This is a genomic window from Pseudomonas sp. XK-1, from assembly GCF_038069885.1.
In the GTDB taxonomy this organism is placed as follows: Bacteria; Pseudomonadota; Gammaproteobacteria; order Pseudomonadales; family Pseudomonadaceae; genus Aquipseudomonas.
In genome coordinates this window covers 188,790-203,284 of sequence record NZ_JBBPES010000008.1, presented here as the reverse complement: position 1 = coordinate 203,284, position 14,495 = coordinate 188,790, and the positions used below count along the sequence as shown (strand labels likewise).

The following is a 14,495-nucleotide window of genomic DNA, read 5'->3' as shown; positions in this document are numbered from 1 at the left end:
AATGAACTTTTCGCAATTCTTTATTCAGCGGCCGATCTTCGCCGCCGTGCTGTCACTGCTGATCCTGATCAGCGGGGCGATCTCGCTGTTCCAGTTGCCGATCAGCGAATACCCGGAAGTGGTGCCGCCCACTGTGGTGGTGCGCGCCACCTTCCCCGGTGCCAACCCCAAGGTGATCGGCGAAACCGTTGCTTCGCCGCTGGAACAGGCGATCACCGGTGTGGAAGGCATGCTCTATATGTCGTCCCAGGGCACTGCCGACGGCAAGATGACCCTGACCCTGACTTTCGCCCTCGGCACCGATCTGGACAAAGCCCAGGTACAGGTGCAGAACCGCGTGACCCGCACCATGCCAACACTGCCCACCGAAGTGCAGCGCCTCGGTGTGACCGTCGACAAGGCCTCGCCCGACCTGACCATGGTGGTGCACCTGACCTCGCCGGACGACCGCTACGACATGCTGTATCTGTCCAACTACGCCGCGCTGAATATCAAGGATGAGCTGGCGCGTCTGGACGGTATCGGCGATGTGCAGCTGTTCGGCCTGGGCAACTACTCGCTGCGGGTCTGGCTCGATCCGAACAAGGTGGCTTCACGCAACCTGACGGCTGCCGACGTGGTCAACGCCATCCGCGAGCAGAACCGCCAGGTCGCCGCCGGTTCCCTTGGTGCGCCACCGTCCGATGCGGGCAACAGCTTTCAGTTGTCGATCAACACCCAGGGCCGTCTGGTCACTGAGGAAGAGTTCGAAAACATCATTATCCGCGCCGGTGAAAATGGCGAAATCACGCGCCTGAAAGACATCGCGCGGATCGAGCTGGGCTCCAGTCAGTACGCACTGCGCTCGCTGCTCAACAACAAGCCCGCCGTGGCCATCCCGGTATTCCAGCGCCCCGGCTCCAACGCCATCGAGATTTCCGATGCGGTGCGTGCGCGCATGGCTGAGCTGAAGCAGAGCTTCCCGCAGGGCGTGGACTACGAAATCGTCTATGACCCAACCATCTTCGTGCGTGGCTCCATCGAGGCGGTGGTACACACCCTGCTCGAAGCCATCATCCTGGTGGTACTGGTGGTGATTCTGTTCCTGCAGACCTGGCGCGCCTCGATCATCCCGCTGGCCGCCGTGCCGGTGTCATTGATCGGTACCTTCGCCGTGATGCACATGTTCGGCTTCTCGCTCAACGCCCTGTCGCTGTTCGGCCTGGTACTGGCCATCGGCATCGTGGTGGACGACGCCATCGTCGTGGTGGAAAACGTCGAGCGTAATATCGGCCTGGGCAAAACCCCGGTGGAAGCCACCAAACAGGCGATGAAGGAAGTGACCGGGCCCATCGTCGCCACGGCCCTGGTGCTGTGCGCGGTGTTTATCCCTACGGCCTTTATCTCCGGACTCAGCGGACAGTTCTACCAGCAGTTCGCCCTGACCATCGCCATCTCCACGGTGATCTCGGCGATCAACTCGCTGACCCTGTCCCCGGCCCTGGCTGCCGTGTTGCTGAAAAGCCATGACGCGCCGAAGGACCGCTTCTCCAAGCTGCTCGACAGGCTGTTTGGCGGCTGGTTGTTCAAACCCTTCAACCGCGCGTTCGACCGCGCCAGCCATGGCTATGTCGGCACCGTGAAGCGCGTGCTGCGCGGCAGCGGCATCGCCCTGTTCGTCTACGCCGGCTTGATGGGCCTGACCTACCTGGGCTTCGCGACGACTCCCACAGGCTTTGTACCGGCGCAGGACAAACAGTACCTGGTGGCCTTCGCCCAGTTGCCAGATGCGGCGACTCTGGACCGCACTGAAGACGTGATCAAGAAGATGTCGGACATCGCCGGCAAGCACCCCGGGGTGGAAAACACCGTGGCCTTCCCGGGCTTGTCGATCAACGGCTTCACCAACAGCCCGAACAGCGGCATCGTCTTCACCCCGCTCAAGCCGTTCGATGAGCGTAGTGATCCGTCGATGAGCGCCACCGCCATTGCGGCCGAGCTGAACGCGCAGTTCAGTGAGATTCAGGACGCCTATATCGCCATCTTCCCGCCACCACCGGTACAGGGTCTGGGCACTATCGGCGGCTTCCGCCTGCAGGTGCAGGACCGTGGCAACCTGGGCTATGACGAGCTGTACCTGCAGACCCAGAACGTCATCGCCAAGGCCCGCGCGCTGCCGGAGCTGGACCCGATGTCGGTGTTCACCAGCTACCAGGTGAATGTGCCGCAGATCGATGCTGCAATCGACCGCGAAAAGGCCAAGACCCACGGCGTGGCGATCAGCGACATCTTCGACACCATGCAGATCTACCTGGGCTCGCTGTACGCCAACGACTTCAACCGTTTTGGCCGTACCTATCAGGTCAACGTGCAGGCTGAGCAGCAGTTCCGCCTGGAGCCGGAGCAGATCGGCCAGCTCAAGGTGCGCAACAACCGTGGCGAAATGGTCCCGCTGTCAGCCTTCCTCAAGGTCAGTGCCAGCTCCGGCCCGGATCGGGTGATGCACTACAACGGCTTCCTCACCGCCGAGATCAACGGTGCGGCAGCCCCCGGCTACAGCTCCGGCCAGGCCGAAGCGGCCATCGCCAAGCTGCTCAAGGAAGAGCTGCCCAACGGCATGAGCTTCGAGTGGACCGACCTGACCTACCAGCAGATTCTGGCCGGCAACAGCGCGATCTTCGTCTTCCCGCTCTGCGTGCTGCTGGCCTTTCTGGTGTTGGCCGCTCAGTACGAAAGCTGGAGCCTGCCGCTGGCGGTGATCCTGATCGTGCCGATGACCCTGCTGTCGGCCATTACCGGGGTGATCCTGGCTGGAGGCGACAACAACATCTTTACCCAGATCGGCTTGATCGTACTGGTGGGATTGGCGTGCAAGAACGCAATCCTGATCGTCGAGTTCGCCAAGGAAAAACAGGAAGAAGGCATGGACCGCGTCAGCGCGGTGCTGGAAGCCTGCCGCCTGCGTTTGCGGCCGATTCTGATGACCAGCTTCGCCTTTATCATGGGTGTGGTGCCCCTGGTGTTGTCCTCCGGTGCCGGCGCGGAAATGCGCCATGCCATGGGCGTTGCGGTGTTCAGCGGCATGCTCGGCGTGACCTTCTTCGGCCTGCTGCTGACCCCGCTGTTCTATGTACTGATCCGCGCCTTTGTGGAGAAACGCGAAGCGCGCAAAGTGGCCCGTATGCAGGAGGTGCAGGTATGAAGTCCCTTAACGCCAAGCCACTGGTTATCAGCCTGTTAACGCTGGCGCTGACTGCTTGCGCCGTCGGCCCGGACTACCGGGCCCCGCAGATGGATGCCGGCACACTGAGCAGCGCACAAAGCAGCAGCTACGACCTCTCGCGTTTCGAGACCAGCTGGTGGCAGCAGTTCGACGACCCGATCCTCAACCAGCTGGTGCAACAATCGCTGCAGGAGAACCGCCAGCTGCGCGTGGCCTTTGCCCGCCTGCAGGCGGCCCAGGCCATCCGTGATGACCTCGGCAACGACCAGTTACCGACCATCACCAGCCGCGCCAGCGGTGAGTTCGGCAAAGCCCAGCAACCCGGCGTAACCGAGCAGCGCGTACGCGGCGAACGTTACGACCTGGGCCTGGACATGCTTTGGGAACTGGATCTGTTTGGCCGCATCCAGCGCCAACTGGAAGCCAGCGATGCCGAACTGGATGTGGCCGAAGCCGATTACCAGCAGCTGCAGGTCAGCCTGATCGCCGAACTGGTGGATGCCTACGGCAGCCTGCGCGGCGCACAACTGCGCGAACGTATCGCCCGCGCCAACCTGAAAAACCAGCAGGAATCCCGCGCCATTACCGAACAACTGCGGGTCGCCGGCGTCGGCAGTCAGCTGGATGTGCTACGCAGCGATGCGCGCCTGGCCGGCACCGAAGCCAGCCTGCCGCAGTTGCAGGCCGAACAGCAGCGCGCCAAGCACCGCATCGCCACCCTGCTCGGCCAGCGTCCGGAGCAATTGAGCGTGGATCTCTCGGCCCAGGACCTGCCCGCCATCGCCAAGGCGCTGCCGGTGGGCGACCCCGGCGACTTACTGCGCCGCCGCCCGGATATCCGCGCGGCCGAACGGCAACTGGCCGCCGCCACCGCCAATATCGGTGTGGCCACGGCGGACCTGTTTCCACGGGTGAGTTTGTCCGGCTTCCTCGGCTTTACCGCCGGGCGGGGTTCGCAGCTGGGTTCAGCGGCGGCGCAGGCCTGGGGCCTGGCACCGACCATCAGCTGGGCCGCGTTTGATCTGGGCAGCGTGCGCGCCCGCCTGCGCGGGGCCGAAGCTGAAGCCGATGGCGCGCTGGCCAACTATGAGCAACAAGTGCTGCTGGCCCTGGAAGAATCCGCCAACGCCTTCAGCGACTACGGCAAACGCCAGCAGCGCCTGCTCGCCTTGCTGCGCCAATCCGAAGCCAGCCGCGCCGCAGCCGAACAAGCCCGCGTGCGCTACCGCGAAGGGGAAGTGGATTTTCTCGTACTGCTGGATGCCGAACGCGAACGCCTGAGCGCCGAAGACGCCCAGGCCCAGGCGGAAGTCGAGCTGTATCGCGGCATCGTCGCCATCTACAAGGCCCTTGGCGGCGGATGGCAGCCTAACGCCTAACAGACTCTCCCCCGGTTGGCTTGCCAACCCCTTCCCGCCCCACGGCAGTTGCTCCTTGCCGTGGGGCTTTTTTTTTTGCGGGTGATAAAGACGTTTGCGAAGAGCGAGCAATACAGAGAGATGGCTGGCCAGGGGCCAGAAGCAGGCATCCAGGTGAGGCCGCTTTCGGCCCCTCTAATCGACGCAGATCACCGGCTACAGCGCTAAAAGCCAGTTTTTACCGCCGGCCTTTATAGCTGTTATGCAGAAAAGCAACGTTGTACTTACGGGGCCTTCATCAGAGCAATTCGATACCGAAACGTCGCATGCATAAGGCAAACAAAGCGAAACAAACTGCTGTGGCAACGATGTAGATCAGTAGAGCGGGCCAGAAGCCGAACCGGGGCAGCAGCAGAGGAAATGCGAGTAGCATCGGCAGGGTTGGCAACACATACCAGAAGGTGTAGCGGGCATGGTTTGCGATTTTCTCTGCTGACTGGTTTTCAACGTTTAGCCAGATAAGCGTCAGGACGGTGATCAGGGGCAACGCAGCGATCAAACCCCCAAACTTGTCACTACGCTTCGCGACTTCCGACACCACAACGACCACTATTGCTGTCAGGAAATATTTGCTGATAACCCAAGTCATCTTGCATCTCCTAAAACGTTATTGTTGATGCCTTTTACTTCGAGTCGCGCTCAGAGGTACTTGGTAATCTGCTTGAAGTCTTCGAGTGATGTGCGCTCGCCTGACGAGAGTGCTCCTATCGTGCGCTCCAGGCAGTGGTCGATATGGTCTTGGATAAGCACACGCTTGGCCTGACACACGGCTTTTTCCACGGCATGCAGTTGCTGAGCAATGTCCACGCAAGCTCGATTGTCTTCAATCATCGTGACGATGCTGCGCAGGTGACCCTCCGCACGTTTCAACCTTTTGATGATATCGCTATGACTTTGGTGCTGGTTGCCGTGTTCGTGATCGCTCATGCCTTGAGTCTCGTACATCGATGATTTACGCTCGAATGCTATCCCCCAGGGGGGGATATGGCAAACCTGCCGCGCCGACAGAAAAGCCAGCCATTTAAGTCTTGAAAGAGCCACTGCATGCTCAGCAAACCCATCAGCACCCAGGTGATTTTTGTACTTGCTCTCGCCATCCTGATGGCCTGGGCCGGGCACACCTCTGCGTTGTTTATGGGCGCGAGTCAGTCGGCTTGGAGCGGCAATGATGGTACTCGTGCGCATGTCCACGGCGACGGTGCATTTGCCTGTGCAGCGTGCGCCGATCACTACCACTCCTCGCTGACCGCCGACCATGTGCACGAAACACCGCACCTGACCACGCTGCTGAGCATCAGTACGCAGCCCGAGCGTGCGCAGCTGATTGAAGCCCCTCGCTATTCCATTCCGCCCAGCCCGATCTTCCTGATCGAACGGCCACCCCGCGCCACATTCGCGCTCTGACACAGGCCGCTGTGCGGCCCAAAATCCCTTTAATTCAGGACTCAACCATGCATCCGCTAACTATGGGCGCAATGGACGTATCTGCCGTGCGCCCGTACCGCTCGTTACTCCTGTTGCTGTTGTTCACGGCATTGCTGTTTCTCGGCATGCCGGACGCGCTGGCCCACGCTATTGCCGAGGGCGACAAAGGCTTTATCCAGGAAAGCTCAGGGGTGATGGTGTTGCCGTTCATCTACATGGGCGCAAAGCACATGATCACCGGCTACGACCACCTGCTGTTCCTCTTCGGGGTGATCTTCTTTCTTTACCGCCTGAAAGACGTGGCTCTCTACGTCAGCCTTTTCGCCGTGGGCCACACCGTGACGCTACTGCTGGGCGTACTGGCGGAAATCAGCATCAGCCCCTATGTGATCGACACCATTATCGGCTTCTCGGTGGTGTACAAGGCGCTGGATAACCTCGGCGCGTTCCAGCGCTGGTTTGGCCGCCAGCCGGACACCAAAGCGGCCACGCTGATATTTGGCCTGCTGCATGGGTTCGGCCTGGCGACCAAGATTCAGGAGTACGAGATCTCGGCAGACGGCCTGATTACCAATCTGATTGCCTTCAACGTTGGCGTCGAAATTGGTCAGCTCCTGGCGCTCAGCGCCATCCTGATTGTCATGGGCTACTGGCGACGCACCGCCAGCTTCTGGCGTCATGCCTACACCGCCAACGTCGCCATGATGAGCGCCGGTTTCCTCTTGATGGGTTACCAGCTCACCGGCCTGATCGTCTCTCAGTAAGGAATTTTAAGCATGTTCAATACCAGGCTTCCGACCCAAAGCGAATTGCCGACTAACCGCCAACTACTGCGCTCCACCCTGATCGCAATGAGTGTTGCCGCCGCCTTATTGGTCACCGTGGTAATGCCCTCTGAATACGCCATCGACCCAACGGGCGTTGGCCGCGTACTCGGCCTGACCCAGATGGGCGAAATCAAGAAAACCTTGACCGAAGAAGCAGCAGCGGATGCAGCGGATGCAGCGGTTCAGCCAGCTGCGGCTGCAGTCGTTCAAGCCCCCGTACCTGTCCACCCTGAAGCTCAAGAACCCGTTGTGGCAGCACCTGTGGCCGAACCGGGAGCAGAACCTCAGCCAGTCCTGAAGTCCGATGAGATGACCCTTACGCTGAAACCGGGCGAGGGCCGTGAAATCAAACTGGAAATGCTGAACAAAGCCACGGTCAGCTACGAGTGGACAACCAATGGCATCCCGGTCAACCACGACACCCACGGCGAGCCCTACAACGGCCCCAAGGGCTACTACCACAGCTACAGCAAGGCCAAGCAGATCAAGGGTGACAAAGGCGAATTCACCGCCATTTTCGACGGCACCCACGGCTGGTTCTGGCGCAACCGTAGCAACAGCGACGTGACCATCACGCTCAAGACCAAGGGCGATTACCTGAGCGTCAAACGAGTTATCTAAGGCAAAGCCCCCGGCCATCATGTTCAGGGGCTTACATCTATGTTCGGAACAGCAAGACTGAGCAGCCCTGCCTACCTGAACATACGCGGGTCATAGATAAAGTCGTACACCTCGAACACCTTGATCTGCTTCACGGCCTGGTGGTTGGGGATTAATGACCATGTTGCGCTCCAAGGCCAGCACGGCAGACGGGACTATCAGCCCCAGGTGGCTATTGGTCTTCAGCCAGGCAGTGCCAAAGTCCATGCTGGGGCAGTCGGCTGGGAGGGTCGCCCGCCCCTCCGGCGGAAATGCCCGAGGACGATAGGGTGCTGATCTGCTGCGCCGTGCCGGCAGAGGACGAAAGCGGCATCCACCCCCTGGTTCTTGATCTGTAGCGAGGTAACGCCACCATGCAACTGAAACCCGAAACAGGCGCACGCTGGAGTGCGCAAGCAAGTACGCCTATCGACTCATCATCAGCGCGCTACCTCGGCACGGAACGCGAACCGAACTACATGCTGCCCCAGTTGATATCCGCGCCGGAATACTTCGTGAATGCCTTGCCATTATCGGCACTCAATGGCTTGAAATATGAGCCGCCTTGTACTTCGAACTGATCCGGCATGAGCTGCAAAACCCGCCCGGCGACGCTGTTTGAACGCGCCATAAATATTGCCACGCAGTACAGCATCCTGCCTGCATATGCGCTATTTGATCCGCCCATCACAGGGCTGAGCGTGCGGCAATAGGCGCTAAGCGCGTATAGGCCGGCGAGCCCTGATAGTGCGTTTCGCCAATTAACATGAGAGTCCGCAAACAAAAGAATATAAGTGCGTTAGCGAACTTAAAGTTCGCCTTGGCGAGGCAAAAAGATCGCTCGCTATATGCAGTTGCATAAACAACGCCCCGCCGACCCGCAACCGACAGTTAATAGCAAATTGCCTTTGCGCGATAGCGCACCGACACTTTTTTTACCCGATGTAATGGTCTTGGTTCCGGCTCGCTGCAATCTCGCGCGAGGTTCGGTTATATCGAGATCGCAATGACTACAATAAATGAACAGAACGCGATATACGGCTCAGTTAGAACAGCCGTCGCCACGCCGCAACTGTCCGTCAGTGCGGTGTCCTGGGGTGCCATCTTCGCCGGTGCAGCGGCAGCGGCGGCACTGTCCCTAATCCTGCTGATACTCGGCACCGGCTTGGGCCTGTCTTCGATATCGCCCTGGGCCAACGACGGCGTCAGCGTCACGACTTTCGGCGTAAGCACGATTATCTGGGTCACCCTTACCCAGCTGCTGGCCGCCGGCATGGGTGGTTACCTGGCAGGTCGCATGCGGACCAAGTGGGTTGAAGTGCACACCGACGAGGTGTATTTCCGCGACACCGCCCATGGTTTCCTGGCCTGGGCGGTTGCCTCGCTGGCAACCGCTACCCTGCTCACCTCGGTGATCGGCTCCATCGTCAACGGCGGTGTTCAGGCGGGTGCTTCAGTGGCCGGAGGCGTTGCCACCAGCGCCATGGTGGCGACTGCTGGCGGCGTGGCCGCAGGCTCAGAGATGGCGGCTGACGAGACCAACACTGGTGCCATTGGCTACTTCCTCGACACCCTGTTTCGCCGCGACATAAACGCCATGAGCCCCCCGCTGGACAGCTTGACGCCGCAGCAGGAAACGGCTGTTTCCATGGCTGAGGTGACGCGCATCTTTATGAATTCGCTGCGCACAGGCGTCCTGCCTGAAGAGGATATCGCCTATGTCGGCCAGGTTGTCGCCCAGCGCACCGGTCTGACTCAGCAAGAAGCCGAACAGCGGGTAAGCGACACCTTTGCACGGGTACAAACCAGCCTCAGCGAAGCTGAAACCAGTGCACGAGAGGCCGCCGATAGCGCACGCAAGGCTTCTGCCTATGCAGCGATCTGGTTGTTTATCTCACTGCTGATCGGTGCCTTCGTTGCCAGCTTCGCCGCGCCCTATGGCGGCCGTCAGCGCGACGCCTGATCACCCTTATCCACTCAATGTTCGGAGACTGCCATGCGCTCATTACTGCTGTTATTTCTCGGGATTCCAATTCCCATCATCATCCTGCTGGCCATCTTTGTGTTCTAGGAAACTGTAGGCCCGGCTGCCTTTTAACAAGGCAGTCGGTTTCTGGATTGCCCTAGATACCTATCGCAGTGACATTCCACATAAAGGAACAGGCACATGACGACTACAGCGAAAAAGACCGCAGCATCTGTTAGCCCTGGCAAAAGACAGGATGCCACCACCTTACTGCGCGCCGATCACAAACTGGTCAACGATCTATTTGCCGAATATGAAAAAGCCCGCTCGGCGAACAAGAAGAAACAACTGGTCGCACAGATCTGCAGCGAACTCAGCGTGCATGCCCAGATTGAAGAAGAGATTTTCTACCCGGCGGTCAAACGGGCCTTGAAAGACAAGGAGCTGATCCCCGAGGCAACTGTCGAGCACGCCACCCTGAAGGATCTGATTGCCCAGGTTGAAGGCATAGAACCCGATGGCGAAATGTTCGACGCGAAGATCAAGGTGTTGGCCGAATACGTCACACATCACGTCAAAGAAGAACAGAACGAAATGTTCCCCAAAGCCAAAGAGACTGATCTGGATATGAAGGCCCTGGGCGACCAGCTCAGCGAGCGTAAAGCAGAGCTGATGGCTGCACGCAGTTAGTCGTCTCTATCCCGATCCAGGAGTCGTCAGTGAATACTCGAAGCCAACCCGGCGCGCAGCTGTCGCCGTTGCGCAGCATGATGGAAAGTATGTCTGTGGCTACGCTCAGCAGCATCGATGAGCAGGGTGCCTTGCTCTGCAGCCCCATGTCGCGCTGGGAAATGGACGACGGCGGTGCCCTGTGGTTCTTTATCGATCCGCTCTGCCTGCCGGCCGCGAATCTGCCGAATATCAACCTGAGTTTTGCCGACGCGGGGCGCACGAAGCGCATATCGCTGGCCGGGCGCGCGGAGATTTACGCCGAGGATTTAGCCTCGGAGTACTTGTTGGGGGCGATCTGGCTCGGGCAGATCAACTCTCCCCGTCTTATTGCGCAAGCCCAGCTGAATAAGCAGGCGCTGCTCAAGTTCATCCCGCAATCGGCGGTCTACTGGCACGCCCAGCCAGGCCTGATGCAGCGTCTGTTTGCACTGCTGAGCGCGCTGTTCGGCAGCACAACGGCGAGCGCCAAACCGGGTGTTCGCAGTGTCGAGTTGACGCCTGCCTGGAAGCTGGACGCTGCCGAGTCTAAGCCATGATGTTCTTTGAGCAGGGGCTCTATCTGCGGGTCGAGGAAATGCCGGGCGGCCCCCAACCCCTGCCCCTCGACAGCGGGTTTTCCACGACTAATGCCTACCGGGCCATGGGTCTGTACAACCCCTCGGAAACCAGCGATGCCTATTTTGTGCTCGCCAATGACCGCGACGAAATCTGGTTTATCTGCAACCGGCATCTGCGCACCCATGTGTTGAAGCCGGAAGAAACAAGCTTTCGCCTGAGCATCAAAGAACGCGTGGTGAAAGGCGTCAGCAAATAACCCCGGCCGCATGCGCCGGTTTTCTTCCAGCGGCCTGATTCGAGCACTCAGTGCCCAGGCTGACTGGCCCCTTCCCTGCCGAATATCGCCGTCCATATGGCGTGGTGGAGGTCTTCACCCGACTGTTTCAGGTGCAGGCTTACCACGCTCAATTTTTCAAGGAGCGTACCCATGAGCAAGCGCACTAACGATGCCCCCGTTTCTCAGAACCTGACCGGTCTCGATCCGTCCCCAGCCGATGCCAACCGCTCCGAACAGGCGGCGGCAGTGCTCGCCGAATTGCCGGGCGAAGCGCTGACGACCAATCAGGGTTTGCGCATCAGCGACAACCAGAACTCGCTGCGCGCCGGCGAGCGCGGCCCGACGCTGCTGGAAGATCACATCCTGCGCGAAAAGATCATGCACTTCGACCATGAGCGCATCCCCGAGCGCGTGGTGCATGCCCGCGGTGCCGGGGCCCATGGCGTGTTCGAGGTGTACGAGTCGATGAGCGCCCTGACCAAGGCTGGCTTCCTGCAGGACCCCAGCCTGAAAACCCCGGTGTTTGTGCGCTTCTCCACCGTGGCCGGCTCCCGCGGCTCGATCGATACGGCCCGCGATGTGCGCGGCTTCTCGGTCAGGTTCTACACCAAGGAGGGCAACTTCGACCTGGTCGGCAACAATATGCCGGTGTTCTTCGTGCAGGATGCGATCAAGTTTCCCGACCTCATTCATGCCGTCAAAGCCGAACCACACAACGAGATACCCCAGGCCTCATCCGCCCACGACACCTTCTGGGACTTTATCTCCATGGTGCCGGAAACCAGTCACACCCTGATGTGGCTGATGTCGGACCGTGCCATTCCGCGCAGCTTCGCCACGATGGAAGGCTTCGGCGTGCACACCTTCCGCTTTATCGACGCCGCAGGCAGCGCCAGCTTCGTCAAGTTCCACTGGAAACCGCTGCTCGGCGTGCACTCCCTGGTCTGGGACGAGGCGGTCAAACTGGCCGGCAAGGACGCCGACTTTCACCGCCGCGACCTCTGGGAGTCCATCGATCATGGGCGTTACCCCGAGTGGGAGCTGGGCGTGCAGATAGTCGCCGAGGCGGACGCGCACAGCTTCGATTTCGACCTGCTCGATGCCACCAAGCTGATCCCCGAATCCCTGGTGCCGGTGCAGCTGATTGGCAAGCTGACCCTCAACCGCAACCCCGACAATTACTTCGCGGAAACCGAGCAGGTGGCCTTTCACCCGGGCCATCTGGTGCCCGGCATCGACTTCAGCAACGACCCGCTGCTGCAGGGCCGGCTGTTTTCCTACTCGGACACCCAGCTGTCGCGCCTGGGCAGCCCCAACTTCCATGAAATACCGATCAATCGGCCCATTGCCGTGGTGGCCAACAACCAGCGCGACGGCCATATGCGCCAGGACATCATCAAGGGCCGCGTCAGTTACGAGCCCAACACCCTGGGCGGCGGTTGCCCGATGCAGCGCCCTTGGGAGCAAGGTGGTTTCGTCAGCCATGCCGAGCCGATAGAGGGCGCAAAAGCCCGGGTACGCAGCCCCAGCTTTGCCGATCATTTCTCCCAGCCGGCGCTGTTCTGGCGCAGCCAGGCAGCCTGGGAACAGGCGCATATAGTCGACGCCTTCTGCTTCGAGCTGGGCAAGGTCACGGTGCCCGCCATCCGCGAGCGCATGCTGGCGAACCTGACGCAGATCGACACTGCCCTGGCGCAACGGGTCGCCGACGGCCTGGGCATGGCTGTGCCGCCAGCGCCGACGGGCGCAGCAAGCCTGCCGCGCACGGATAAACCCCTGATGGACGCCGCCCTGAGCATGGCCACGACCCGCACCGGCTCCATAATCGGGCGCAAAGTCGCGGTGCTGGCGGCCAATGACGTCGATGCCACGACCATCGAAAGCCTGCGTGCCGCTCTGCTCGCCGCCGGTGCCACACTGAAAGTGATTGCCCCGCAGCTGGGCGAGATCCGCAGCGGCACGGGGAAAACCCTCAGGGTGGACCACAGCCTGCCCACCGTCGGCTCGGTACAGTTCGATGCCGTGTATGTGCCGGGTGGAGCCAAAAGCGTCGATGCGCTGTGCCAGAATGCCCAGGCCCTGCTGTTCATCAAAGAGGCCTATAAACATGGCAAGCCCATCGCCGCCACCGACGACGGGGCCATGCTGATCGACAAGGCCGCCCGCGGCAGTGGCAATCAAGGGGCAGCCTTTCAAGGCCCGGGGGTGATTAGCGCATCGGGGAAGATGGCCAACGGCGACTTTGTCGCGAGTTTTCTCGCTGCCATCGCCAAGCACCGGATAACCGAGCGCCCGGACATGGATGCGATAGTGGCCTGAACCCAGGTTGCCTATGTAGGGTGCCCCGGACGGAAGCAAATTCTGGTGCGCACGGCGCACCCTACAAAGTGTGGGGGAAATAGTCTGGCGCTTCAGGGCCGCGTAGCGCCCTACTGCTGCGCGGCACAACGCTAATGAGCCAATTCAACTGGTTTGCGTACAGCTTGGCTGACCCGCCGAATAGCGCACGCCGGGGCTGACTGCAGCGTTGAACGCCTTCAGCGCCGTCGCGCCGATCAGCAGCGGAAATTCAAAGGCGCTGCGGTCGGTGAGGTTGACCTCGATATTTTTCAGCTCATCGCCCACGCAGATATCCAGCTCGATCACCGGGCGCTCGGTATACAGCTGTTTGTCGCCGGGCCCACGGTCGTCGGCGCGGCGCTTGATATAGCTCATGCGCGTCAGCGGCTTTTCGATGACCTGCGCCTGCCGGGCATCGTCCAGGCCCAGCTGGAAGCGCACCCACTCGCCGCCATCACGCTTGAACACTTCGATATTCTTGGCGCTGAGTGAGGCGGTTTCGGCACCGGTATCGAGTTTGGCGGGCAGTTTCAGGGCCAGTTCGTGCAGGGAAACCTGTTCATGCAGGCCATAGATCTGTGGCTGGTTGGCCATCGCGACGGTTGAAAGCAGCGCTGCGGACAGTGTCATTGCGGCAAATCTCATCGGATCACCTGCGCTACGGCCAAGGTCAGGTCTGACATGCTGAGACTCCATTTCCAGTAAAAGTGGAGCCAGCATAATGACGCTGGCTGAACTGAAGCTGAATCCAGGCGCGCGCAGAAGCAGGCACCCAATCCTGCTCACCCAAGAAAAATGCCGCTTTCCCTTAACAGGAAAGCGGCATTTTTTTGCGCGTATAACTCAGGCCGACGGGCAAGCCGTCGGTGGCTAGCCTTTGCGGCGCCCCACCAGCAGCAGACCGCCGATGATGATTGCGCCAAAGCCCGCCCAGAGCGGAACATTGACCCGTTCCTTCTCCGCCACTTGCATATGCAGTGGGCCGATATCGATGTTGTGGGTTTCCTTGGTGTAGCTGAAACCGCCATAGGCCAGGCCCAGGGCCCCGCCAATGATCAGTACCAGTGCCGCAATTTTTATTCCGTCCATCTGCTTCTCTCCACTGATAAAT

At 60.3% G+C, this 14,495-nt stretch carries 15 protein-coding genes; 11 read left to right on the top strand and 4 right to left on the bottom strand.

Annotation, left to right across the window (positions count from 1 at the left end; all coding sequences use genetic code 11):
- Nucleotide 1: 1 nt before the first annotated feature.
- Entirely contained in the window at nt 2-3,181 is a 3,180-nt protein-coding gene (locus tag WMW70_RS20190) for an efflux RND transporter permease subunit (protein WP_341439250.1), read from the top strand.
- Complete coding sequence (locus WMW70_RS20185; protein WP_341439249.1) at nt 3,178-4,581, top strand: TolC family protein; 1,404 nt, start codon at nt 3,178-3,180, stop codon at nt 4,579-4,581. The genes WMW70_RS20190 and WMW70_RS20185 overlap by 4 nt, the downstream gene beginning before the upstream one ends.
- Before the next feature lie 277 nt (nt 4,582-4,858).
- Here the strand turns inward: WMW70_RS20185 and WMW70_RS20180 are convergent, their stop codons facing one another.
- On the bottom strand, nt 4,859-5,209 hold the full coding sequence (locus WMW70_RS20180; protein ID WP_341439248.1) for a DUF3147 family protein: 351 nt from the start codon (nt 5,207-5,209) through the stop codon (nt 4,859-4,861).
- A gap of 50 nt (nt 5,210-5,259) precedes the next feature.
- On the bottom strand, nt 5,260-5,547 hold the full coding sequence (locus WMW70_RS20175; protein WP_341439247.1) for a metal-sensing transcriptional repressor: 288 nt from the start codon (nt 5,545-5,547) through the stop codon (nt 5,260-5,262).
- A 117-nt stretch (nt 5,548-5,664) separates the two neighbouring features.
- Here WMW70_RS20175 and WMW70_RS20170 point away from each other — a divergent pair, with 117 nt between their 5' ends.
- The 9 genes from WMW70_RS20170 to WMW70_RS20130 all read left to right on the top strand — a co-directional run bounded on the left by WMW70_RS20170 (nt 5,665) and on the right by WMW70_RS20130 (nt 13,363).
- On the top strand, nt 5,665-6,024 hold the full coding sequence (locus WMW70_RS20170) for a hypothetical protein (RefSeq protein WP_341439246.1): 360 nt from the start codon (nt 5,665-5,667) through the stop codon (nt 6,022-6,024).
- A 47-nt stretch (nt 6,025-6,071) separates the two neighbouring features.
- Nucleotides 6,072-6,809 (top strand): HupE/UreJ family protein, encoded by a 738-nt coding sequence (locus tag WMW70_RS20165; protein ID WP_341439245.1) that lies wholly within the window; start codon nt 6,072-6,074, stop codon nt 6,807-6,809.
- Between the two features lie 12 nt (nt 6,810-6,821).
- Nucleotides 6,822-7,493 carry a transmembrane anchor protein gene (locus WMW70_RS20160; protein ID WP_341439244.1) on the top strand — a complete coding sequence of 224 codons (672 nt, stop codon included), beginning with the start codon at nt 6,822-6,824 and terminating at the stop codon, nt 7,491-7,493.
- Nucleotides 7,494-7,885: 392 nt separating this feature from the next.
- Nucleotides 7,886-8,092 carry a hypothetical protein gene (locus tag WMW70_RS20155; protein ID WP_341439243.1) on the top strand — a complete coding sequence of 69 codons (207 nt, stop codon included), beginning with the start codon at nt 7,886-7,888 and terminating at the stop codon, nt 8,090-8,092.
- A 425-nt stretch (nt 8,093-8,517) separates the two neighbouring features.
- On the top strand, nt 8,518-9,474 hold the full coding sequence (locus tag WMW70_RS20150; RefSeq protein WP_341439242.1) for a hypothetical protein: 957 nt from the start codon (nt 8,518-8,520) through the stop codon (nt 9,472-9,474).
- A 204-nt stretch (nt 9,475-9,678) separates the two neighbouring features.
- On the top strand, nt 9,679-10,167 hold the full coding sequence (locus WMW70_RS20145) for a hemerythrin domain-containing protein (RefSeq protein ID WP_341439241.1): 489 nt from the start codon (nt 9,679-9,681) through the stop codon (nt 10,165-10,167).
- 29 nt (nt 10,168-10,196) lie between these two features.
- Nucleotides 10,197-10,745, top strand: a complete 549-nt coding sequence (locus tag WMW70_RS20140; protein WP_341439240.1) for a pyridoxamine 5'-phosphate oxidase family protein — start codon at nt 10,197-10,199, stop codon at nt 10,743-10,745.
- Entirely contained in the window at nt 10,742-11,023 is a 282-nt protein-coding gene (locus tag WMW70_RS20135) for a hypothetical protein (RefSeq protein WP_341439239.1), read from the top strand. The genes WMW70_RS20140 and WMW70_RS20135 overlap by 4 nt, the downstream gene beginning before the upstream one ends.
- Before the next feature lie 171 nt (nt 11,024-11,194).
- Complete coding sequence (locus tag WMW70_RS20130; RefSeq protein WP_341439238.1) at nt 11,195-13,363, top strand: catalase; 2,169 nt, start codon at nt 11,195-11,197, stop codon at nt 13,361-13,363.
- A gap of 144 nt (nt 13,364-13,507) precedes the next feature.
- Here WMW70_RS20130 and WMW70_RS20125 read toward each other — a convergent pair whose 3' ends face one another.
- Nucleotides 13,508-14,014 carry an ATP-dependent zinc protease family protein gene (locus WMW70_RS20125; RefSeq protein WP_445942172.1) on the bottom strand — a complete coding sequence of 169 codons (507 nt, stop codon included), beginning with the start codon at nt 14,012-14,014 and terminating at the stop codon, nt 13,508-13,510.
- Nucleotides 14,015-14,254: 240 nt separating this feature from the next.
- A complete protein-coding gene (locus WMW70_RS20120; RefSeq protein WP_341439235.1) occupies nt 14,255-14,473 on the bottom strand; it encodes a hypothetical protein in 219 nt (72 codons plus the stop codon).
- Between the last annotated feature and the right edge of the window lie 22 nt (nt 14,474-14,495).

Coding starts and splice junctions, on each gene's coding strand:
- WMW70_RS20145 (WP_341439241.1), top strand. CDS start 9,679: ATGACGACTACAGCGAAAAAGACCGCAGCATCTGTTAGCCCTGGCAAA.
- WMW70_RS20130 (WP_341439238.1), top strand. CDS start 11,195: ATGAGCAAGCGCACTAACGATGCCCCCGTTTCTCAGAACCTGACCGGT.
- WMW70_RS20150 (WP_341439242.1), top strand. CDS start 8,518: ATGACTACAATAAATGAACAGAACGCGATATACGGCTCAGTTAGAACA.
- WMW70_RS20120 (WP_341439235.1), bottom strand. CDS start 14,473: ATGGACGGAATAAAAATTGCGGCACTGGTACTGATCATTGGCGGGGCC.
- WMW70_RS20165 (WP_341439245.1), top strand. CDS start 6,072: ATGCATCCGCTAACTATGGGCGCAATGGACGTATCTGCCGTGCGCCCG.
- WMW70_RS20135 (WP_341439239.1), top strand. CDS start 10,742: ATGATGTTCTTTGAGCAGGGGCTCTATCTGCGGGTCGAGGAAATGCCG.
- WMW70_RS20175 (WP_341439247.1), bottom strand. CDS start 5,547: ATGAGCGATCACGAACACGGCAACCAGCACCAAAGTCATAGCGATATC.
- WMW70_RS20125 (WP_445942172.1), bottom strand. CDS start 14,014: ATGACACTGTCCGCAGCGCTGCTTTCAACCGTCGCGATGGCCAACCAG.
- WMW70_RS20170 (WP_341439246.1), top strand. CDS start 5,665: ATGCTCAGCAAACCCATCAGCACCCAGGTGATTTTTGTACTTGCTCTC.
- WMW70_RS20190 (WP_341439250.1), top strand. CDS start 2: ATGAACTTTTCGCAATTCTTTATTCAGCGGCCGATCTTCGCCGCCGTG.
- WMW70_RS20185 (WP_341439249.1), top strand. CDS start 3,178: ATGAAGTCCCTTAACGCCAAGCCACTGGTTATCAGCCTGTTAACGCTG.
- WMW70_RS20155 (WP_341439243.1), top strand. CDS start 7,886: ATGCAACTGAAACCCGAAACAGGCGCACGCTGGAGTGCGCAAGCAAGT.
- WMW70_RS20160 (WP_341439244.1), top strand. CDS start 6,822: ATGTTCAATACCAGGCTTCCGACCCAAAGCGAATTGCCGACTAACCGC.
- WMW70_RS20180 (WP_341439248.1), bottom strand. CDS start 5,209: ATGACTTGGGTTATCAGCAAATATTTCCTGACAGCAATAGTGGTCGTT.